This window comes from Streptosporangium nanhuense (assembly GCF_059358815.1).
In genome coordinates this window covers 23,467-43,914 of the sequence record NZ_JCADBG010000028.1, presented here as the reverse complement: position 1 = coordinate 43,914, position 20,448 = coordinate 23,467, and the positions used below count along the sequence as shown (strand labels likewise).

The 20,448-nt window shown below is 70.7% G+C and carries 18 protein-coding genes; 15 read left to right on the top strand and 3 right to left on the bottom strand.

The window, feature by feature from the left end:
- Positions 1-48: 48 nt before the first annotated feature.
- Both AC5L38_RS37685 and AC5L38_RS37680 read left to right on the top strand, forming a co-directional pair.
- The gene (locus AC5L38_RS37685) at positions 49-567 is read left to right on the top strand and encodes an adenine phosphoribosyltransferase (protein WP_495247590.1); all 519 of its coding nucleotides are present in this window, start codon (positions 49-51) and stop codon (positions 565-567) included.
- Positions 568-804: 237 nt separating this feature from the next.
- Entirely contained in the window at positions 805-3,000 is a 2,196-nt protein-coding gene (locus tag AC5L38_RS37680; protein ID WP_350967490.1) for a RelA/SpoT family protein, read from the top strand.
- Between the two features lie 236 nt (positions 3,001-3,236).
- Here the strand turns inward: AC5L38_RS37680 and AC5L38_RS37675 are convergent, their stop codons facing one another.
- Together AC5L38_RS37675 and AC5L38_RS37670 are read right to left on the bottom strand one after the other, a co-directional pair.
- Complete coding sequence (locus tag AC5L38_RS37675; RefSeq protein WP_495247589.1) at positions 3,237-4,466, bottom strand: DUF349 domain-containing protein; 1,230 nt, start codon at positions 4,464-4,466, stop codon at positions 3,237-3,239.
- A gap of 65 nt (positions 4,467-4,531) precedes the next feature.
- The gene (locus AC5L38_RS37670) at positions 4,532-5,392 is read right to left on the bottom strand and encodes a peptidylprolyl isomerase (RefSeq protein WP_495247588.1); all 861 of its coding nucleotides are present in this window, start codon (positions 5,390-5,392) and stop codon (positions 4,532-4,534) included.
- 147 nt (positions 5,393-5,539) lie between these two features.
- Between AC5L38_RS37670 and AC5L38_RS37665 the strand changes: the two genes are divergently transcribed.
- From AC5L38_RS37665 to aspS, 3 genes are read left to right on the top strand one after another with little or no spacing between them, the layout of a single operon-like run.
- On the top strand, positions 5,540-6,271 hold the full coding sequence (locus tag AC5L38_RS37665; protein WP_495247587.1) for an MBL fold metallo-hydrolase: 732 nt from the start codon (positions 5,540-5,542) through the stop codon (positions 6,269-6,271).
- A 3-nt stretch (positions 6,272-6,274) separates the two neighbouring features.
- Positions 6,275-7,540, top strand: a complete 1,266-nt coding sequence (hisS, locus tag AC5L38_RS37660) for a histidine--tRNA ligase (RefSeq protein ID WP_495247586.1) — start codon at positions 6,275-6,277, stop codon at positions 7,538-7,540.
- Positions 7,537-9,273 carry an aspartate--tRNA ligase gene (gene aspS / locus AC5L38_RS37655; protein WP_495247585.1) on the top strand — a complete coding sequence of 579 codons (1,737 nt, stop codon included), beginning with the start codon at positions 7,537-7,539 and terminating at the stop codon, positions 9,271-9,273. The genes hisS and aspS overlap by 4 nt, the downstream gene beginning before the upstream one ends.
- Positions 9,274-9,777: 504 nt before the next feature.
- Here the strand turns inward: aspS and AC5L38_RS37650 are convergent.
- Positions 9,778-10,677, bottom strand: coding sequence for a peptidylprolyl isomerase (locus AC5L38_RS37650; RefSeq protein ID WP_495247584.1), 900 nt, complete (start codon positions 10,675-10,677; stop codon positions 9,778-9,780).
- 185 nt (positions 10,678-10,862) lie between these two features.
- Between AC5L38_RS37650 and AC5L38_RS37645 the strand changes: the two genes are divergently transcribed.
- The 10 genes from AC5L38_RS37645 (at position 10,863) to AC5L38_RS37600 (ending at position 20,225) form a co-directional block, all read left to right on the top strand.
- Positions 10,863-11,324 carry a hypothetical protein gene (locus tag AC5L38_RS37645; RefSeq protein ID WP_495247583.1) on the top strand — a complete coding sequence of 154 codons (462 nt, stop codon included), beginning with the start codon at positions 10,863-10,865 and terminating at the stop codon, positions 11,322-11,324.
- A gap of 73 nt (positions 11,325-11,397) precedes the next feature.
- Positions 11,398-12,708, top strand: coding sequence for a replication-associated recombination protein A (locus AC5L38_RS37640; RefSeq protein ID WP_495247582.1), 1,311 nt, complete (start codon positions 11,398-11,400; stop codon positions 12,706-12,708).
- A 161-nt stretch (positions 12,709-12,869) separates the two neighbouring features.
- Entirely contained in the window at positions 12,870-13,067 is a 198-nt protein-coding gene (locus AC5L38_RS37635) for a hypothetical protein (RefSeq protein WP_495247581.1), read from the top strand.
- Between the two features lie 96 nt (positions 13,068-13,163).
- The gene (locus tag AC5L38_RS37630; protein WP_495247580.1) at positions 13,164-13,556 is read left to right on the top strand and encodes a DUF948 domain-containing protein; all 393 of its coding nucleotides are present in this window, start codon (positions 13,164-13,166) and stop codon (positions 13,554-13,556) included.
- Complete coding sequence (locus tag AC5L38_RS37625) at positions 13,553-13,807, top strand: hypothetical protein (RefSeq protein ID WP_495247579.1); 255 nt, start codon at positions 13,553-13,555, stop codon at positions 13,805-13,807. Before AC5L38_RS37630 ends, AC5L38_RS37625 begins: the two co-directional genes overlap by 4 nt.
- A 1-nt stretch (position 13,808) precedes the next feature.
- Complete coding sequence (gene alaS / locus AC5L38_RS37620) at positions 13,809-16,478, top strand: alanine--tRNA ligase (RefSeq protein ID WP_495247578.1); 2,670 nt, start codon at positions 13,809-13,811, stop codon at positions 16,476-16,478.
- Positions 16,479-16,530: 52 nt separating this feature from the next.
- Positions 16,531-17,031: a Holliday junction resolvase RuvX gene (gene ruvX / locus AC5L38_RS37615; RefSeq protein WP_495247577.1), complete on the top strand. Its 501-nt coding sequence runs from the start codon at positions 16,531-16,533 to the stop codon at positions 17,029-17,031.
- Complete coding sequence (gene mltG / locus AC5L38_RS37610) at positions 17,028-18,065, top strand: endolytic transglycosylase MltG (RefSeq protein ID WP_495247576.1); 1,038 nt, start codon at positions 17,028-17,030, stop codon at positions 18,063-18,065. The genes ruvX and mltG (AC5L38_RS37610) overlap by 4 nt, the downstream gene beginning before the upstream one ends.
- A 163-nt stretch (positions 18,066-18,228) precedes the next feature.
- Positions 18,229-19,404, top strand: coding sequence for an endolytic transglycosylase MltG (mltG, locus tag AC5L38_RS37605; protein ID WP_495247575.1), 1,176 nt, complete (start codon positions 18,229-18,231; stop codon positions 19,402-19,404).
- Complete coding sequence (locus AC5L38_RS37600; protein WP_495247638.1) at positions 19,401-20,225, top strand: shikimate dehydrogenase; 825 nt, start codon at positions 19,401-19,403, stop codon at positions 20,223-20,225. Before mltG (AC5L38_RS37605) ends, AC5L38_RS37600 begins: the two co-directional genes overlap by 4 nt.
- Positions 20,226-20,448: the final 223 nt, after the last annotated feature.

Here is a 20,448-nt window from a genome sequence, read left to right as displayed (position 1 = left end):
ACCGGCCCCGGTGTCCGCCGTCCCGAGACCTCCACAGGAGCGCCGGCCATGACCGACCTGAGCAGCCTGATCCTCGACCGCATCCGCGACGTGCCCGACTACCCGCAGCGCGGGGTGCTGTTCAAGGACATCACCCCCCTGCTCGCCGACCCGGTGGCGTTCACCGCGGTGACCGAGGAGCTGGCCGGGCTGTACCAGGTGGACAAGATCGTCGGGATCGAGGCGCGGGGCTTCATCCTGGCCGCCCCGGTCGCGATCCGGGCGGGCGCGGGCTTCGTCCCGGTACGGAAGAAAGGCAAACTGCCCTCTGAGACGCTTGAGGCGTCCTACGATCTGGAGTACGGCTCCGCCACCATCGAGGTTCACCGGGACGCCTTCGCCCCCGGGGAGCGCGTCCTCATCGTCGATGACGTGCTCGCCACGGGAGGTACGGCGCGCGCGGCGGTGGAGCTGGTCCGCAGGGCGGGCGCCGACGTCGTCGCGATCGCCGTGCTCATGGAGCTGGCCTTCCTCAAGGGCCGCGAGCGCCTGACCGACGTGGAGCTGCACACTCTCGTCGTCGTCTGATCGACCCCGCGGACAAAAGCACACAACCCGGTCTGGATACACTGAGGGATCTGGACTCGAACGTAAGGAGTCTGAGTGCCCCGTGATGTGGTCGTCCCCGACACGACCGTCGGCGGTGGCGGTCCCGAGACGGCCGTCCCAGCAGGCGATGCCGGTTCCGCCATGTCCGGAGCCGCTGAGGAGAAGCCGGCGGTAAGGCGAAGGCTCGCACGTTTTGGGGGGCAATGGGGTGGCGGCATGAATCCGGTCCTGGAGCCGCTGTTCCGGACGGTCCGCGCGACCCATCCGAAGGCGGACCTCCGGCTCATCGAGCGCTCCTACGACGTGGCCGCCTACCACCACCGCGACCAGAAGCGTAAGAGCGGCGACCCGTACATCACCCACCCGCTGGCGGTCGCCACGATCCTGGCCGAGCTCGGCACCGACGACGAGACGCTGTGCGCGGCGCTGCTGCACGACACCGTCGAGGACACCGCCTACGGCCTCGACGAGCTGCGCTCGGACTTCGGCGACAACATCGCGCTGCTGGTCGACGGCGTCACCAAGCTCGACAAGGTCAAGTTCGGCGCCGCCGCCGAGGCCGAGACCGTGCGCAAGATGGTCGTGGCGATGTCCCGCGACATCCGGGTGCTGGTGATCAAGCTCGCCGACCGGCTGCACAACATGCGCACCATGCGCTACCTGCCCGAGCACAAGCGGCACCAGAAGTCGCGGGAGACGCTGGAGATCTTCGCGCCGCTCGCCCACCGGCTGGGCATGAACACCATCAAGTGGGAGCTGGAGGACCTCGCGTTCGCCATGCTCTACCCCAAGCGGTACGACGAGATCGCCCGGATGGTGTCGGAGCGGGCCCCGCGCAGGGACCTGTTCCTGCAGGAGGTCATCGAGAAGGTCTCCGGAGACCTGCGCGACGCCAAGATCCGCGCGGCCGTCAAGGGGCGCCCCAAGCACTACTACTCCGTCTACCAGAAGATGATCGCCAGGGACGTCGCCTTCGACGACATCTACGACCTGGTCGGCATCCGGGTGCTGGTCGACTCGGTCCGCGACTGCTACGCGGCGCTCGGCACGATCCACGCGCGATGGAACCCGGTCCCCGGCCGGTTCAAGGACTACATCGCGATGCCCAAGTTCAACATGTACCAGTCGCTGCACACCACGGTCATCGGCCCCGAGGGCAAGCCGGTGGAGCTGCAGATCCGCACCCACGGCATGCACCACAGGGCCGAGTACGGCGTGGCGGCGCACTGGAAGTACAAGGAGGACATGACCACCGCGGGTCCTCCCGGGGCGAAGCTGAAGCCCGCCAGCGACATGGCCTGGCTGCGCCAGCTCCTCGACTGGCAGAAGGAGACCGCCGACCCGGGCGAGTTCCTGGAGTCGCTCAGGTTCGACCTGTCGGTCTCGGAGGTCTACGTCTTCACCCCCAGGGGCCAGGTCATCGCCCTGCCGGAGAACGCGACGCCCGTCGACTTCGCCTACGCCGTGCACACCGAGGTCGGCCACCGCTGCATCGGGGCCAGGGTCAACGGCCGCCTGGTGCCCTTGGAGTCGCGCCTGGGCAACGGCGACACCGTGGAGATCTTCACCTCCAAGTCGCCCGACGCGGGCCCCTCGCGCGACTGGCTGAAGTTCGTCAAGTCCGGCCGGGCCCGCAACAAGATCCGGCAGTGGTTCTCCAAGGAACGCCGCGAGACCGCGATCGAGGCGGGCAAGGAGGCGATCGGCCGCGCCATGCGCAAGCAGGGCCTGCCGCTGCAGCGCCTGATGTCCGGAGAGTCCCTCCTGGCCCTCGCCAGGGACCTGCGCTATCCGGACGTCTCCGCGCTCTACGCGGCCGTCGGTGAGGGCCACGTGGCCGCGCAGACGGTCGTGCAGAAGCTCGTGACGTCCATCGGGGGGGTCGAGGGCGCCGAGGACGACATCGCCGAGACCTCCGTGCCGACCAAGCTGCGCGGGCGTCCCCGCGGCAGCGGCGGCGCGGGAGTGGTCGTCGCGGGCGACTCCGACGTGTGGGTGCGCCTGTCGCGATGTTGCACCCCGGTGCCCGGCGACGAGATCGTCGGCTTCGTCACCCGCGGGCACGGCGTGTCGGTGCACCGCACCAACTGCCCCAACATGGACCAGCTCCAGTCGGAGCCCGACCGCCTGGTCGAGGTCGCCTGGTCCGCCGCCGACGACTCGGTGTTCCTGGTCGCGCTGCAGGTCGAGGCGCTCGACCGGCCCCGGCTGCTCTCCGACGTGACCCGGACCCTCTCCGACCAGCACGTCAACATCCTGTCGGCGTCGGTGACGACGTCCAGGGACAGGGTGGCGATCAGCAAGTTCACCTTCGAGATGGGCGACCCCAAGCACCTGGGCCACGTCCTGAAGGCCGTCCGCAACATCCAGGGCGTCTACGACGTCTACCGGGTCAGCGGCGCCGGCTCCTGAGGCGTCCCTTTCCGCCGTCCCGCACGCCCCCTCGGCGGTCGGTGTGTTCGGCGGCGGCCGGGTCCTCCCGTACGCCTCCTCGGCGGCCGGTGTGTTCGGCGGTGGCCGTGGTGAACCCGGTTCCTCCCACCGTCCCGTACGACCCTCTGACGACCCCGTAGCAAACGGCAGGGCCGCGGGGGCACTCCGTGGCAGGAGTGCTCCCCGCGGCCCTGGTGGCGCGTGTCAGCCGGGGGTCAGGAGAACTCGGCGAGCGTGCGCTCCGCCTCCTCCAGCCAGGAACGGCGGGCGGCCAGGGCCTCCTCGGAGTCCTTGACGTCCTTGTCCTTGCCGGCGTCCCTGGCCTTGGCCAGGCGGCCCTCCAGCTGCGCGATCGACTTGCGCAGCTGGTCGACCGTGTTCTGGGCGCGGGCGCGGGCCTCGGGGTTGGAGCGCTTCCACTCCGTCTCCTCGGCCTTGCGGACCGCGTCGTCGATCTTGCGCAGGCCGCCCTCAAGGCGGTCGCGCTGCTCGCGCGGGACCGGGCCCGCGGCCTCCCAGCGCTCCAGGAGGTTGCGCAGGGCACCCCTGGCGGCGCGGGCGTCGGTGACCGGAAGGATCTTCTCCGCCTCGACTAGGAGCTGCTCCTTGATCTCGGCGTTGGCCGCCAGCGAGGCGTCGCGCTCGGCGAAGACGGCAGAACGCGCCTGGAAGAACTGGTCCTGGGCGCCCTTGAAACGGCCCCAGAGCTCGTCCTCGACCTCGCGTGAGGCCCTGCCCGCCGTCTTCCACTCCTGCATCAGCTCGCGGTAGGCCGACGCGGTGGCGCCCCAGTCGGTGGATGAGGCCAGCGTCTCGGCCTCGGCCACGATGCGCTCCTTGGTGGAACGCACGCCCTCTCGCTGCTCGTCCAGACCCGCGAAGTAGGCCTTGCGCCGCTTGGCGAAGGCCGTACGGGCCGCCGAGAGACGCTTCCACAGCGCCGCCTCGGTCACCCGGTCGATGCGCTCGGCGGCCTTCCACTCCTCGATCAGCTGGCGCAGCCGCTCGCCACCGGTCTTCCAGTGGGTCGTGTCGTCGGCGATGCGCTCGGCCTCGGCGACGATCCGCTCCTTGACACCCTTGGCCTCGGCCCTGGCCACGTCGCGGGCGGCCTTGACCTCCTCCCGGCGCTGGGCGACCAGCTCCGTGAGGGCGTTGAGGCGGCCCAGCAGCGCGTCGAGATCGCCGACCGCGTGCGCGTCGGTGATCGCCTCACGGAGCTTGACGATCGTCGCCTCGGCCTGGGCGGGTGGCAGGTCGGTGCCACGAACCCGCTGTTCCAGCAGGGTGACCTGCCCGGCCAGCTCGTCGAACTTGCGATGGAAGTAGGCAAGCGCCTCCTCCGGTTCGCCGGCCTTCCAGGACCCGACGGCCCGCTCTCCCTCAGCCGTACGTACGTAGACGGTGCCGTCGTCGTCTACCCGGCCCCACGGGTCGGTGCTCACCGTGTCCTCCCGCACTTTCATCAGCCTTTCGGGACTTACCGCCCCTTGTATGTATTACGTCAGCTCTAACTGGACATTGTCACGTCTTTGATTTCGACGGTTTCCTTCGGTGCCCCCGTGCCGTCGGGGCCCGGGGTGATGACGCCGGCCTTGTTCACCTTGTCGAGGATCTCCAGACCCTTGGTGACCGTACCGAACGGTGTGTAGTCCGGGCTCAGCGGGGCGTCGCCGAAGACGATGAAGAACTGGCTGCCGTTGGTGTCGGGACCGCTGTTGGCCATGGCCACGACACCGCGCGTGTACTTGGCGCCCTCCAGGTTCTCGTTCACGAAACGGTAGCCGGGGCCGCCCTGGCCGTCGGTCTGGCCCTTGCCGTCGGCCTTGGCCAGCGGGTCGCCGCACTGCAGCATCGGGAACTGGTCGGAACCCAGCCGGTGGCACTTGGAACCGTCGAAGTACTTCTTCTGCGCCAGGAAGGCGAAGGAGTTGACCGTGCACGGTGTCTTGTCGGCCGACACCTTGATGACGATGTCGCCCTGGTTGGTCTTCAGGGTCATCTTCTTGGGCGTCAGGTCGACCTTCTCCGGGGGCAGGCCCACGTTCTTGGCCGGGCCGCCACCGGCCTCCGGGGCGTAGCCACAGGTGCCGCTCGCCGGGTCGAAGGCCTTCGGCTGCGCTCCGGCCGCCGCCGACGCGGCCGGCGAGGCGTTGTCGGACGGCGCCGGGTCGGTGGTCGCGGTCGCCGTCGTGTCGGAGCCCCCGAACATGGTCGTCGCGGCGATCACACCCGCCACCACGATCACACCGGCCGCGGTGCTGCCGATGATCGCGTTGCGCTTGGCCTTGGACTCACGTTCGACGCGTCGCTGCGTCTGCCGCTCGTAGTGCTCGCGCGCCAACTGCTTCTGACGCTCCTTGCCGCTCACCGCTTCGCCCTCCCGAGTGCCGAGTAGTACTTAATGAGGTGGGCGAATCGTATCGGCCAATGGGTAATGGTTCGCAGCCCGCCGACCCGCACCGGTACCCTTCGGTTACATTCCCATCCGCATTCTTGACGAGATCAGCTGAGGCAGATGCTCATCGCCGGCTTTCCCGCAGGGTCCTTCCAGACCAACTGTTACGTCGTCGCTCCCGCCGCGGGCGAGGAGTGCGTGGTCGTCGATCCCGGTCAGAACGCCGTCGGCGACCTCGACGACCTGCTGCGCGAGCACCGGCTCAAGCCGGTCGCGGTGCTGGTCACCCACGGTCACATCGATCACATGTGGTCGGTCGCCCCGGTCTGCGGCGCGCGTGACGTTCCCGCGTGGATCCACCCGGAGGACCGCGATCTTCTGTCCGATCCCGGCAAGGGGCTGTCGCTGTCGACGAAGCAGCAGATGTTCGGGGGGCTCACCTTCACCGAGCCCGACGACGTGCGCGAGCTCGCCGACGGCGAGGTGCTGCGGCTGGCGGGCCTGGAGCTCACCGTCGACCACGCCCCCGGCCATACCAGGGGGTCGGTGACGTTCAGGCTGCCCAGCACCCGGGAGATCCCGGACGTGCTGTTCTCGGGCGACCTGCTGTTCGCCGGCTCCATCGGCCGCACAGACCTTCCGGGCGGCGACTACCCGACCATCCTGCGCAGCCTGGCGGCCAAGTGCCTGCCGCTGCCGGAGGACACGGTGGTCCTGCCCGGCCACGGACCACAGACCACGATCGGTCACGAGCGTGCCACCAACCCGTATCTCGCGGAGGCGAGGGCGGCCGCGGATCCCGCGGGCCCCGCGGGTGCCGGGCACGACCGCGGCCCCGGCAGGGGACTTTAGACAATGACTTTGCAGGCGCCCAAGGGCACCTTCGACTGGCTTCCGCCGCGCTCCGAGCGGGCGCTCGCCGTGCGCGAGGCGCTCACCGAGCCCGCCCGCCGCGCGGGCTACGGCTACATCGAGACCCCGGTCTTCGAGGACACCGCGCTGTTCGTCCGCGGTGTCGGCGAGTCGACCGACATCGTCTCCAAGGAGATGTACACCTTCGAGGACAAGGGCGGGCGCTCCCTCACACTGCGCCCCGAGGGCACCGCGTCGGTGGTGCGGGCGGTCCTGCAGCACGGCCTGCACAACGGGCAGCTGCCGGTGAAGCTCTGGTACTCGGGCAGCCAGTTCCGCTACGAGAAGTCCCAGAAGGGCCGCTACCGCCACTTCTGGCAGGTCGGCGCCGAGGCCCTGGGCTCCGAGGACCCGGCGCTCGACGCCGAGCTGATCCTGCTCGCCGTCGACGGCTACGCCTCCCTGGGGCTCACCGGGGTCCGGCTGCTGATCAACACGCTGGGTGACAAGGAGTGCCGTCCCGTCTACCGGGCCGCGCTCCAGGACTTCCTGCGCGGCCTCGACCTCGACGAGACCACCCGGCAGCGAATCGAGATCAATCCGTTGCGCGTGCTCGACGACAAGCGCCCCGAGGTGCAGGCGCAGCTGGCCGGAGCGCCGCTGGTCGTCGACCACCTGTGCGAGGCGTGCAAGGCCTACCACGAGGAGGTCCGCTCGCTGCTGACCGCCTCAGGCGTGGCCTACACCGACGACCCCCGGCTGGTACGCGGCCTCGACTACTACACGCGCACCACGTTCGAGTTCGTCCACGACGGGCTCGGCTCGCAGTCCGCGGTGGGCGGCGGCGGCCGCTACGACGGGCTGAGCGAGATGCTCGGCGGGCCCGCCCTGCCCAGCGTCGGCTGGGCGCTGGGCGTCGACCGCACGGTCCTGGCCATGGAGGCCGAGGGCCTGTTCGGGGACGAGAGCGCCGAGTCGCGCGTGCGGGTGTACGGTGTGCCGCTGGGCGAGGAGGCACGCCGCCGGATGTTCCTGCTCGTCACCGAGCTGCGCCGGGCCGGCCTGGCCGCCGACATGGCGTTCGGCGGCAAGGGTGTCAAGGGCGCCATGAAGGGCGCCGACCGCTCGGGTGCCGGCTACGCGGTGATCCTCGGCGAGCGGGACATCGCCGCCGGGGTCGCGCAGGTCAAGGACCTGGGCAGCGGGGACCAGACCGCCGTACCGCTCGCCGAGATCGTCACGATGTTGAAGGAGAGACTGGACAAATGATCCGCACGCACGAAGCGGGATCACTGCGCGAGGAGCACGCCGGGCAGCGGGTGACGCTCGCCGGGTGGGTGGCGCGGCGCCGCGACCACGGCGGCGTGGTCTTCATCGACCTGCGTGACGCCTCGGGCTCGGCCCAGGTGGTCTTCCGCGAGGAGGACGACGCCCACGGCCTGCGCGCCGAATACTGCGTCAAGGTCGTCGGAGAGGTGCGGGTCCGCCCCGAGGGCAACGAGAACCCCGAGCTGCCGACCGGCGCGATCGAGGTCGTCGCCTCCGAGGTCGAGGTGCTCAGCGAGTCCGCGCCGCTGCCGTTCCCCATCGAGGGCACCGCGGGCATCTCGGAGGAGGCGCGGCTGAAGTACCGCTACCTCGACATCCGCCGCCAGCAGGTCGCGCACGCCATGCGCATCCGCTCCCGGGCCACCTACCTCGCCCACGAGGTGATGAACGAGCAGGGGTTCACCTACGTCGAGACCCCGACGCTGACCCGCTCGACCCCGGAGGGCGCCCGCGACTTCCTGGTCCCGGTCCGCCTCCAGCCCGGCAGCTGGTACGCCCTGCCCCAGTCGCCCCAGCTGTTCAAGCAGCTCCTCCAGGTCGCCGGGCTCGAGCGCTACTACCAGCTCGCCAAGTGCTACCGCGACGAGGACCTGCGCGCCGACCGGCAGCCGGAGTTCACCCAGATCGACGTCGAGATGTCCTTCGTGGACCAGGACGACGTCATCGCGCTGGGCGAGAGGCTCGTCGGCCGCATCTGGAAGGAGACGGTCGGCTACGACCTGCCGACGCCCCTGCCCCGGATGACCTACCGGGACGCCATGGCGCGCTACGGCTCCGACAAGCCCGACCTGCGCTTCGGCCAGGAGCTCGTCGAGATGACGGAGTTCTTCGCCGACACCACCTTCCGCGTGTTCCAGGCGCCGTACGTGGGCGCCGTGGTCATGCCGGGCGGCGCCTCGCAGACCCGCAAGGAGCTGGACGCCTGGCAGGAGTGGGCCAAGTCGCGCGGTGCCAGGGGCCTGGCCTACGTGCTGGTGGGCGAGGACGGCACGCTCGGCGGGCCGGTCGCCAAGAACCTGTCGGAGACCGAGTCGGCCGGCCTGGCCGCCAAGGTCGGCGCGGCGCCCGGTGACGCGATCTTCTTCGCGGCCGGTGCGGCCTCCGCCTCCCGCGACCTGCTCGGCGCGGCCCGCCTGGAGATCGGCCGTCGCTGCGGCCTGATCGACGAGTCGGCCTGGAACTTCCTGTGGGTCGTCGACGCCCCCATGTTCGAGGAGGACGGCGAGGGCGGCTGGACCGCGGTCCACCACCCCTTCACCGGTCCCAAGCCCGAGTGGGCCGACACCTTCCAGGACCACCCCGGCGAGGCACTGGCCTACGCCTACGACATGGTCTGCAACGGCATGGAGATCGGCGGCGGCTCGATCCGTATCCACCGGGCCGAGATGCAGCAGCGCGTCTTCGACGTGCTGGGCATCTCCAAGGAGGACGCGGAGGGCAAGTTCGGCTTCCTGCTGGAGGCGTTCAAGTACGGCCCGCCGCCGCACGGCGGCATCGCCTACGGCTGGGACCGGATCTGCATGCTCCTGGCGGGCACCGACTCCATCCGCGACGTCATCGCCTTCCCGAAGACGGCCTCCGGGTTCGACCCGCTGACCGGCGCGCCCACCCCGATCACGGGGGAGCAGCGCAAGGAGGCCGGCGTCGACGCCAAGCCCAAGGCCGACGCCTGACCCGGGGCCTGCCCCGGACGTGAGACATGTGAGCCAGGTGTGACGAGGGCCCCCGGACGGTGTTCCGGGGGCCCTCGCCGCGTTCCGGGACCGGAGATCGCGGGAGGTCGGCCCGTGACAGCGCTCTCCGCGCGCCTCACAGGCCTCCTGGGCAGCCGGCGGGGGTCACCGGGACTCGGGGGGCGGGAAGGGCCCGAGGCCCGCGTACGGCCACGCTGGGATCCGTGACGACCGGTACCGGCCGCGCGGAGCCCGGGGCGCGCGAGACGGGTGTGCTCTGAGTGCGGGCACGTGCGGGTGCGGACGTATACGGGTGTGGACACGCGCGGGGTGTGGACATGCGCGGGGTGTGGACATGCGCGGGGCGGACGTGTGCGGGTGCGGACATGCGCGAGGTGCGGACGTGTGCGGGATGCGGACACGCGCGGGGTGCGGACATGGAAACGCCCCGCCGGTCGTACGACCGGCGGGGCGTCCTGTGGCGGCGGGCCGCCGCGGGTCCGGCTAGGAGAGCCGCACGTTCTTGATGACCACCGGGATCTTGGGGGCGTTGGAGCCGCCGTCGCCGGTGATGTCGTCGGGGTTGGTGATCCACCCGCCCTTGGCGATCTTCTCCAGGATCTCCATGCCCTGGGAGACGACACCGAAGGGCGTGTAGGCCTTCTCCACCTGCTGGGTCTCGTCCCCCAGCGAGATCCAGAATTGGCTGCCGTTCTGGTTGACGGCGTCGACCGCCTGGGCCACCGCGATCGTGCCCTTGGTGTACGGGATCCCGCCGAGGTTCTCGCTGTCGTAGACGTAGCCCGAGCTGCCCTGGCCGTCGGTGGGGTTCTTCCCGTCGGCCTTGGCCTGCGGGTCGCCGCACTGCAGCAGGCTCAGACCGGAGTTCTCGGGGGTGGCCAGGCGGTGGCACTTGGTGTTGTCGAAGAAGTTCTTCCTGGCCAGGAAGGCGAAGGAGTTGACCGTGCAGGGAGCCTGCGCGGTCGCCAGGTCGATCACGACGTCGCCGTGGTTGGTGGTGATCGTCATGGTCTTCAGCTTCAGGTTGGGCTTGGTCGGCGGCATGCCCACGGTCTTCGCCGGGCTGCCGCTGGTGTCCTTGCGGTAGGAGCACTTCGTGTCGGTCGGATTGGCGGTGAAGGTCGGCTCCGGCGTCGCGGCGGCGGTCTCCGAGGGAACCGGTGAACTGGCGGCGGCCGGTGTCTTCACGTTGTCGCCGTCGTTTCCGAGGAGGGTGACCCCGGCGAACAGTCCTCCCGCGACGACGACCAGTGCGGCGACGGCTCCGATGACGACGTTGCGCTTGGACGCGGTCGTCTGCTCGGCACGCTTCGCCTGCCGCTCCTTGTGTTCCCGAGCCAGCTGGCTCTGGCGGTCCTCGGCGCTCACCGCGATGTCCTCCAAGATTGATGTTCCATGGTTACGGGATGGCGAAAAGAGTACCGGCCCTGACATGTGCTGTACGTAAGTGGAGGAATTCATCAGATGGGGACAGAGGGGAGGACGGTATCTCTTCACGCTCCCCATAACCCACTCATGGTGGGATCCGTACTTGCTGATGATGAACCACGCGCCACCGGAGTGCCCCCATGTTCGACGAGATCCTCGGTCTGCCCCTTCACCCCCTGATCGTTCACGCGGCCGTGGTCCTCACGCCGCTCCTCGCGGTGCTCGCCGCCGTGTACGCCCTGGCGCCCCGCACGCGGCCGGTGCTCACCTGGGCGGTGGTCGGTCTCGCCCCGGTCGTTCCGGTGAGCGTCTTCGCGGCGCGGCAGAGCGGGGAGGCGCTGGAGGAGGGCCGCTTCGCCTCGGCGAGCGGGGAGCTCGGCGAGCGCATCACCGAGCACGCGAGCTTCGGCACCCCCCTGATGCTCGTCACCTTCGCCCTCGGGGTGGTCTCCGCGGCCCTCGTCTACGTCACCCGCGGCGACAGGTTCGGCCGCCTGGCCGGGCTGGTGGTCTCGGCGCTGACCGTGGTCCTGGCCGTCGTGGCGCTCTACTACGTGGTGCGGACCGGGCACAGCGGGGCCGTCGCGGTCTGGGGAAGCTGAGCCCGTACGGCCCCCGGGCCCCACGGGGTCCGGGAGGGCCGGGGCCCCGCCGGGCGGCGGTACTGTCTCAGGCGTGGACAGCCTGTTCGATTCGGCGGCGGAGGAGGCCCATCGCGGCCAGGAGCCCCTGGCGGTGCGGATGCGCCCCCGGAGCCTGGACGAGGTGATCGGCCAGCGGCACCTGCTGGGCTCCGGCACGCCGCTGCGCCGCCTCGTCGAGGCAGAGGCGCCGATGTCGCTGTTCCTGTGGGGGCCTCCGGGCACCGGCAAGACCACCCTCGCCTACGTGGTGGCGGGTGTGACCAAGCGCCGGTTCGTGGAGGTCTCCGCGGTGTCGGCGGGCGTCAAGGAGGTCCGGGCGGCCATCGAGCAGGCCCGGCGCGAGCTGGGCATGTCCGGCCGCCAGACCGTCCTGTTCGTCGACGAGGTGCACCGCTTCAACAAGGCGCAGCAGGACGCCCTGCTGCCCGCCGTGGAGAACCGCTGGGTCACCTTCATCGGCGCCACCACCGAGAACCCCTTCTTCTCCGTCATCTCGCCCCTGCTGTCGCGCTCGCTGCTGCTGACGTTGGAGTCGCTGACCGAGGACGACATCCGGGTGGTGCTGGAGCGCGCCGTAGCCGATCCGCGCGGCCTGGACGGGAGGGTGAGCCTGGCGCCGGAGGCCGCCGAGCACCTGGTGCGGCTGGCCGGTGGGGACGCCCGCAGGTCGCTCACCTATCTGGAGGCCGCCGCGCTGATCGCCGACGGCGAGGTCACCGTCGAGGTGGTGGAACGGGCGGTCGACAAGGCGGCCGTGCGCTACGACCGCCAGGGCGACCAGCACTACGACGTGATCAGCGGCTTCATCAAGAGCATGCGGGGCTCCGACGCCGACGCCGCGCTGCACTACCTCGCCCGGATGATCGAGGCGGGGGAGGACCCCCGGTTCATCGCCCGCAGGATCGTCATCTTCGCCTCCGAGGACGTCGGCATGGCCGACCCCACCTGCCTGCAGATCGCGGTGGCCGCCGCCCAGGCGGTGGAGTTCATCGGCCTGCCCGAGGGGCGGCTCAACCTGGCCCAGGCCGTGATCCACTGCGCGCTGGCCCCCAAGTCGAACGCGGTGATCAACGCCATCGGCGCGGCCTCCGAGGACGTGCGGCGCGGCAACATCGGCCACGTCCCCAACCATCTGCGCGACTCCCACTACGCCGGGGCCAAGCAGCTCGGCCACGGCAGGGGCTACAAGTACCCCCACGAGTTCGAGCACGGCCTGGTGCGCCAGGAGTACGCCCCCGAGGAGCTCAGGGACCGGCGCTACTACCAGCCCACCCGCCACGGCGCCGAGGCGGGCTTCGCCGACCGCTGGTCCAGGATCCGCGCCTTCCTGCGCGGGGAGTGACGCGCTCCCGGGCATGACCGCCGAGGACCGAGCCCGTACGGCCTTCGCGGGGCGTCCACCGTCGGGGCCTCCCGTCCCGCCGGGCGGGTCCGCCGGACGGTGCGCGACCACGGGCTGTTCGCCCGCTCCCTGATGCAGGTCGTCCTCGCGGGGGCCTGGGAGTGGTCCTGCCCGTCGCGCTGACCGGGGTCCGGCGGCAGCCGGGCTGGGTGCTCGGCTTCCTCGTCCAGGCGCTCGCCGTGCCGCTGCTGCTCGGCGTGGCCGCGGCGCGCGAGTTCGCGGTCTCCGGGCCCGGACAGCCGGACACGCCCGGAGGCCCGCGACGATCCCGGGGGCCCGCGCCCCGGGGAGCGCGGTAAGCGGGGATGAGTGGTATCGGGCACGATAGGGTTTTGCCAATCCGCCCGACCATGGCCGGGGTCACCTATGAACCTATGAGGGGAGCGGGTCCGCAGATGCTTACCGCAGGAGAGGTCGCGTGGCTGATCGCCGCGATGGCCTGGGCGATCCTGGTCTCCTTCACGGCCGTCGTCATGGTCAGGCTGGCCCGGCTGCTCACCGAGACCACCAAGATGGTCTCCCAGCTGGGCGACCGCGTCGTGCCGCTGCTCGAGGACGTCTCGGCCGCCGTCGGCGAGACCAACCGGCAACTGGTCGCCATCGAGGCCATCACCAAGGACGTCAAGCAGGTCAGCGGGCACGTGGCCAGGGTCAGCGACGTCACCCAGAACCTGGTCACCGGGCCGATGATCAAAGTCGCGGCCCTCACCCACGGCGTCCGCAGGGCCCTGGGCACCCGCAGGCGGCCCAGGGCCGCCGCGCCGGAGCTGGAGAGGCGCCCGCGATGATCCGCAGGCTTTTCTACATGGGCCTGGGCGCGTTCGGCGCGGTGTGGGTCATGCGTAAGCTTCAGGCACTGCACCCGAACCACCTGGCCAGAAGGGCCGCGCACAACGCCGCCGGCGCCCTGGGACAGGCGCGCGACCTCGCCGCCGACGCCCTGCGGGGCGCGGCCGAGCGGGAAATCGAGTTGCGGTCCAGGTTCGGGCTCGACACCGTGGAAAACCCCTATCACTCCAACGTAAAGGATGGCCGCTGACATGGAGTCGGCAGAGATCGCCCGCCGCTTCCTGCGCTTCTTCGAGGAGCGTGGGCACACCGTTGTGCCCTCGGCCAGCCTCATCGCCGAGGACCCGACGCTGCTTTTAGTCAACGCGGGCATGGTCCCCTTCAAGCCCTACTTCCTGGGCCAGCAGAAGCCGCCCTACAAGCGGGCCGCCAGCGCGCAGAAGGTCGTGCGGACCCTCGACATCGACGAGGTCGGCAAGACGACCAGGCACGCCAGCTTCTTCCAGATGCTCGGCAACTTCTCCTTCGGCGACTACTTCAAGGAGCAGGCGATCCCGTTCGCCTGGGAGCTGCTGACCAGGCCCGAGTCCGAGGGAGGGTTCGGCTTCCCCGAGGAGCGCCTCTGGGCCACCGTCTACCTCGACGACGACGAGGCCGCCGACATCTGGCGCAAGGCCGGGGTGCCGCAGGAGCGCATCCAGCGCCGCGACCTGGCCGACAACTACTGGCACATGGGCGTGCCGGGCCCCGGCGGCCCCTGCAGCGAGATCTACTACGACCGCGGCCCCGAGTACGGGCGCGACGGCGGCCCGGTCGTCGACGAGAACCGCTACCTCGAGGTGTGGAACAACGTCTTCATGCAGTACCAGCTCAGCGCGGTACGCAGCAAGATCGACTTCGACATCGCCGGTGAGCTGCCCGCCAAGAGCGTCGACACGGGCATGGGCCTGGAGCGCATGGCGGCGATCCTGCAGGGCGTCGACAACATCTACGAGATCGACACCACGTACAAGATCCTCGACCGGGCCGCCGACCTCACCAAGACGCGCTACGGCCGCGACGAGCGCGCCGACGTGTCGCTGCGGGTGGTCGCCGACCACGTCAGGACCGGCGTCATGCTCGTCGCCGACGGGGTGCTGCCCTCCAACGAGGGCAGGGGCTACGTGCTGCGCCGCATCCTGCGCCGCGCCATCCGCAACCTGCGCCTGCTGGGCGCGGGCGAGGAGCGCTACATGCACGAGCTCACCGGCGTGACCGTCGACGTGATGGGCGAGCAGTACGAGGAGCTTCGGGCCGACGCCCCGCAGATCCACGGCGTCATCGACGCCGAGGAGGAGTCCTTCCTGCGCACCCTCCGCACCGGCAGCGCGATCTTCGACGTGGCGGCCGAGGAGACCAAGCGCAAGGGGCAGGCCACGCTCGCCGCGGCCCAGGCCTTCCAGCTCCACGACACCTACGGCTTCCCGATCGACCTCACCCTGGAGATGGCCTCCGAGCAGGGGCTGCAGGTCGACGAGGAGGGCTTCCGCCGGCTGATGAAGGAGCAGAAGGACCTCGCCAAGGCCGACGCCGCCTCCAAGAAGACCGGCAACGCCGACATCTCGATCTTCGGCACGCTCCTGGAGAAGACCGGCAAGGTCGAGTTCCTCGGCTACGACCACGTGACGGCCGAGGCCGAGGTCGTCGGCCTCCTCGTCGATGGCGCCTCCGTGCCCGCCGCGGGCGCGGGCACGTCGGTCGAGGTCGTGCTGGGCCGCACCCCCTTCTACGCCGAGGGCGGCGGCCAGCTCTCCGACCAGGGCGTCATCCGCACCGGCGGGGCCGAGGTGGAGATCGTGGACGTGCAGTCCCCGGTCCCCGGGGTCGTCGTGCACCGGGGCAAGGTCCGCTCCGGGGAGATCAGGGTGGGCGACCAGGCTCAGGCCGAGATCGACGTCGAGCGGCGCCGGGCCATCTCCCGCAGCCACACCGCCACCCACCTGGTGCACCGCGGCTTCCGCAACGCGCTGGGCGAGACCGCGGCGCAGGCCGGTTCGGAGAACTCGCCGGGCCGCTTCCGCTTCGACTTCACCGCCGCCGGCGCCGTGCCGCCCAGCGTGCTGCGCGACGTCGAGGACGAGGTCAACGCCGTCCTCATCAACGACCTGCGGGTCAACGCCTTCCACACCTCCCAGGCGGAGGCCCGCGCGATGGGCGCGCTGGCCCTGTTCGGCGAGAAGTACGGCGACACCGTCCGCATCGTCGAGGTCGGCGAATACTCCCGCGAGCTCTGCGGCGGCACCCACGTCGCCAGCTCCGGGCAGCTGGGCCTGGTCAAGGTGCTCGGCGAGGCCTCGATCGGCGCCGGCGTGCGCCGGGTGGAGGCCCTCGTCGGCCTCGACGCCTTCCGCTTCCTGGCCAGGGAGAGCGTGCTCGTCGCCCAGCTGTCGGAGCAGCTCAAGGCCCGCAGGGAGGAGCTGCCCGAGCGCATCGAGGGCATCGTCACCCGGCTGCGCACCGCGGAGAAGGAGCTGGGCGCGCTGCGCTCGGCCCAGGTGCTCGCCGGCGCCGGGCAGATGGCGGAAAGCGCCGCCGACCTGCACGGAGTGTCCGTCGTGACACACCGCGCGCCTGATGGCACCTCCCCCGACGACCTGCGTAAGCTCGCGCTTGACGTGCGCGGCCGGTTCCCGGGTGATCGCGCCGCGGTGGTCGTCGTCGCCGGTGTCCCCGGCGACCGGCCGGTCGTGGTGGCCGCGGTCAACGAGGCGGGACGCGGCCGTGGCCTGAAGGCGGGCCGCCTGGTCGGCGTCGCCGCGAAGGCTCTCGGAGGTGGCGGTGGCGGCAAGGATGACGTCGCTCAGGGAGGCGGTGTGCGTCCCGAGGCGATCGGCGAGGCTCTCGCCGCCGTCGAGCAGGCGATCGCGCAGACGCTCACCTGACGAGGAACGACGCCCGCGCGCCGCGTCCGGCGCGCCGGCGGAGACGGGAACGATGAGAAACGGCATTCGGCTGGGCGTCGACGTCGGCTCGGTCCGCATCGGTGTGGCCCGCAGCGACCCCTCGGGGTTGCTGGCCACACCGGTGGAGACCGTCCGGCGCGGCAAGGGCGACCTCGACCGGCTCGCGGAGATCGCGGCCGAGTACGAGGTCGTCGAGGTGGTGGTCGGCCTGCCGACCTCGCTCTCCGGGCGCGAGGGGCAGGCGGCGGAGGCCGCCCGCGACTTCGCGAACCGGATCTCGCTGCGGCTGGCACCCGTCCCGGTGCGGCTGTTCGACGAGCGGCTGACCACCGTCACCGCCCAGCAGGGCCTGAGGGCCAGCGGGGTGAAGGCGAAGAACCAGCGCGGCGTGGTGGACCAGGCCGCGGCCATCGTGCTGCTCCAGGCCGCGCTGGACGCCGAGCGCGCCACCGGCAGGCCTCCCGGCGTCCTCGCCGGGCCTTCCCCGGGCGGGGGGAACGCGGAGAGGCCGGGTGGCGGGACCGTCCGGTGAGCCGTCTGCGGCCGCTGTGGCTGCTGGTGACCGGGACGTCCGTGCTCGCCGTCGCCACGGGGACGGCCGGGCTCGTCGTCGTCCGCTCCTACCTCACGCCCGCCGACTTCGAGGGACCGGGGTCGGGATCGGTCGTCGTGGAGATCCCCAAGGGGGCGAGCGCCGCCCAGATCGGGCTGGTGCTGGCCGACGCGGGGGTGGTGGCCAGCGCCAGGGCGTTCGTCGCGGTGGCGAAGGAGCAGGCCAGGACGGGCAGCCTGCCCCCCGGCCGCTTCAGGCTCAAAAAGGGCATGGACGCCCTGTCGGCGCTGGGCATGCTGGTGGCGCCCGAGTCGCGGGTGATCCGCACGGTCACCGTTCCCGAGGGGCTCCGCCTGTCCGAACTGCTCGACCGCCTCGCCGGGGAGACCGGCATGCGCCGGGCCGACCTGGCCGGGGCCGCGGCCGACGGGCGGGCGCTGGGCCTGCCCCGGTACGCCAGGGGCGCCGAGGGCTTCCTGTTCCCCGCCACCTACGAGATCGAGCCGGGCACGACCGCCCTTGCCCTGCTCGCCGCGATGGTGGAACGTTACAAGCAGATGGCGGCCCAGCTAAACCTCGAGGAACGGGCCGCGAAGAAAGGACTGTCGCCCCGGGAGGCCGTCACGGTGGCGAGCATCGTCCAGGCGGAGGGCGGGCGGGACCGTGACTACCCGAAGATCGCTAGAGTGATCTACAACCGGATCAGGGCACGGACGCCGCTCCAGCTGGACACCACGGTGCTGTACGCCCAGGGGCGCAGGACCCTGGAGGTCTCCGAAAGGGACACCGAGGTGAGGTCTCCGTACAACACCTACCTCAAACGTGGCCTGCCGCCCGGACCCATCGCGAACCCCGGGGAGAAGGCGCTGATCGCGGCACTCCAGCCAGACCAAGGTGATTGGTTCTGGTTTGTCACTACCAGTCCGGAGCATAGAATCACGAAATTCACTGACAAAGAGAGTGAGTTTGTGAGATACCGGGAAGAGCTGAACAGATACCTCGGGAAGCGTTGATGCCCGGCGGAATACCTCCCGTTCCGCCGCAGGCGGCGACCCGCACCCGTGGTTCGGACGACGGCTCCCGGAGCACCGGGACGTCCGGCCGGGTGTCCTTCTTCGGTTCGGCACACCCGCTTGACGCCAGGCCGTCTCTAGCGGGAGATTGGCCAGCGACGCTATGAACGATCTCGATATGGACTTCCTGGTCGGTTCCGACGACGAAGGTCGGTCGCGCCGAGGAGCAAACACGTCCCCGGGCCGAGACTCCGGCGGCCGGCGCGGCCGCCGCAGGAAGCGCCGCCGCAACCGGGGCGGCTTCCTCGCCCCCATGCTCGCGATCATCGTCCTGATCGGCGGCGTCGGCGCCGCCGGCTTCTACGGCTACACCTGGGTCCAGGACGTGATGACCCCCGACGACTACACCGGCCAGGGGTCCGGCGAGATCGTCGTGGAGATCAAGGACGGCCAGAGCGCCTCCGAAATCGCGCAGACCCTGCAGGAGCAGGACGTGGTGAAGAGCGTCAAGGCCTTCGTCAACGCCGTCGGCGCGGCGGGCAAGAGCGCCTCCCTGCAGCCGGGCGAGTACACCATGCGCAAGCAGATGTCGGCCGCCGAGGCCGTCAAGCTCCTCGACCCGGACAAGCGGCTGCACGAGAAGGTCACCCTCAAGGAGGGGCTGCGCCTGGCCGACACCCTCAAGCAGCTCTCCAAGCAGACGGGCAAGCCGCTGCGGGAGTTCCAGCAGGCCGCCAGGAACGTCCGGGAGCTCGGCCTGCCCCCCTACGCCAGGGGCAAGCTGGAGGGCTACGCCTTCCCGGCCACCTACGAGATCACGCCCAAGATGACGGCCTCGGAGATCCTGACCAAGATGGTCGACCGCTTCAACGAGACCGCCGACAAGGACGATCTCCAGAGCAAGGCCAAGGCCCTCGGGCACACCCCGCACGAGATCATGACGATCGCCAGCATCGTCCAGGCGGAGTCGGGCACCGAGGAGGACATGGGCAAGGTGGCCCGCGTCATCTACAACCGGCTCGACGGCAACCCGCCCCGCGAGCTGGCGATGGACAGCACGGTGATGTACGCGCTGAACAAGTACGGCATCGAGGCCACTCACAAGGACCTCGAGAGCAAATCGCCGTACAACACCTACGAGCACATGGGGCTGCCCCCCGGCCCGATCGCCAACCCGGGCGACGACGCCATCCAGGCGGCGCTCAACCCCACCAGGGGCGACTGGATCTGGTTCGTGACCACCTGCCCGGGCAAGCGCATCACCAAGTTCGCCTCGGTGGAGTCCGACTTCCTCGTGCTCAAGCAGGAGTACGAGAGGAACAAGGTGAACGGGTGCTGAGGGCGGCGGTCCTGGGATCTCCGATCGTCCACTCGCTCTCCCCGCACCTGCACCGCGCCGCCCACCGGGGCATGGGGCTGTACGACTGGCACTACGAGGCGATCGAGTGCGACGAGGCCGGTCTCGCCGGCCTCCTCGCCGGGCTGGACGGTGACTGGGCCGGCCTGTCGCTCACGATGCCGCTCAAACGGGCGGTGATGCCGCTGCTCGACACCGTCTCCGAGCTCGCGGTCCAGGTGGGCGGGGTCAACACGGTGATCCTGCGCGACGGCGCCCGGCACGGCGACAACACCGACGTGTACGGCATCGTCCGGGCGCTCGCCGAGGCGGGCGTGGCCCCGCCGCGGGCGGCGACCGTCCTCGGCGGCGGGGCCACGGCGGCCTCCGCGCTGGCCGCCCTGCGCGAACTCGGCCTCGGCGAGGCGATCCTCGTGGTCCGCGACCCCGCCAGGGCGGGGGAGACCGTGGAGGTCGCCGAGCGGCTGGGCATGGACCTGTCGGTGCGGACCCTCGACAAGCTCGACACCGCGCTGGAGGTCGACCTGGTCGTCTCGACCCTGCCCTCCGGGGCGGCCGACGACTTCGCCGGGACGCTGGCGGGCGTGCCGGCCCTCTTCGACGTGATCTACGCGCCCTGGCCCACCCGGCCGGCCGCGGCCGTGGCCGAGCGGGGCGGGATCGTCGTCGGCGGCTTCCCGATGCTCCTGCACCAGGCGGTCCGGCAGGTCGAGATGATGACCGGCCGCGCGGACGTGCCGGTGGAGGCGATGCGCGAGGCGGGGAAGGCCGAGATCGTCAGGCGCGCGGCCCCGGCGGAGTGATCCTGGTCCGGCGCCGGGATGATTCTGTGTGAACGCGCTGTTGTGGTAGAGTAACGACTCGATCGGTCCGGCGTGCCTGCTGGACGCGCAAGCGGAGGTCGTCCTCCCACCTCGTCGGCCGCAAGGCTGACAGGTCAGGATCACAACCGGGGTTAGGTCCCCGGGGAGCTTACGGCGTCAAGCCTTCGAGTTCTTGTGGCCCCGCATGCGTGACGTGCGGGGC

Bases quoted from the DNA above. Each gene is read 5' to 3' on its own strand.
- AC5L38_RS37625 (WP_495247579.1), top strand. From the start codon at position 13,553: ATGATCCGCAGGCTTTTCTACATGGGCCTGGGCGCGTTCGGCGCGGTG.
- AC5L38_RS37630 (WP_495247580.1), top strand. From the start codon at position 13,164: ATGCTTACCGCAGGAGAGGTCGCGTGGCTGATCGCCGCGATGGCCTGG.
- mltG (WP_495247575.1), top strand. From the start codon at position 18,229: ATGAACGATCTCGATATGGACTTCCTGGTCGGTTCCGACGACGAAGGT.
- AC5L38_RS37645 (WP_495247583.1), top strand. From the start codon at position 10,863: ATGTTCGACGAGATCCTCGGTCTGCCCCTTCACCCCCTGATCGTTCAC.
- ruvX (WP_495247577.1), top strand. From the start codon at position 16,531: ATGAGAAACGGCATTCGGCTGGGCGTCGACGTCGGCTCGGTCCGCATC.
- AC5L38_RS37680 (WP_350967490.1), top strand. From the start codon at position 805: ATGAATCCGGTCCTGGAGCCGCTGTTCCGGACGGTCCGCGCGACCCAT.
- AC5L38_RS37685 (WP_495247590.1), top strand. From the start codon at position 49: ATGACCGACCTGAGCAGCCTGATCCTCGACCGCATCCGCGACGTGCCC.
- hisS (WP_495247586.1), top strand. From the start codon at position 6,275: ATGACTTTGCAGGCGCCCAAGGGCACCTTCGACTGGCTTCCGCCGCGC.
- alaS (WP_495247578.1), top strand. From the start codon at position 13,809: ATGGAGTCGGCAGAGATCGCCCGCCGCTTCCTGCGCTTCTTCGAGGAG.
- aspS (WP_495247585.1), top strand. From the start codon at position 7,537: ATGATCCGCACGCACGAAGCGGGATCACTGCGCGAGGAGCACGCCGGG.
- AC5L38_RS37665 (WP_495247587.1), top strand. From the start codon at position 5,540: ATGCTCATCGCCGGCTTTCCCGCAGGGTCCTTCCAGACCAACTGTTAC.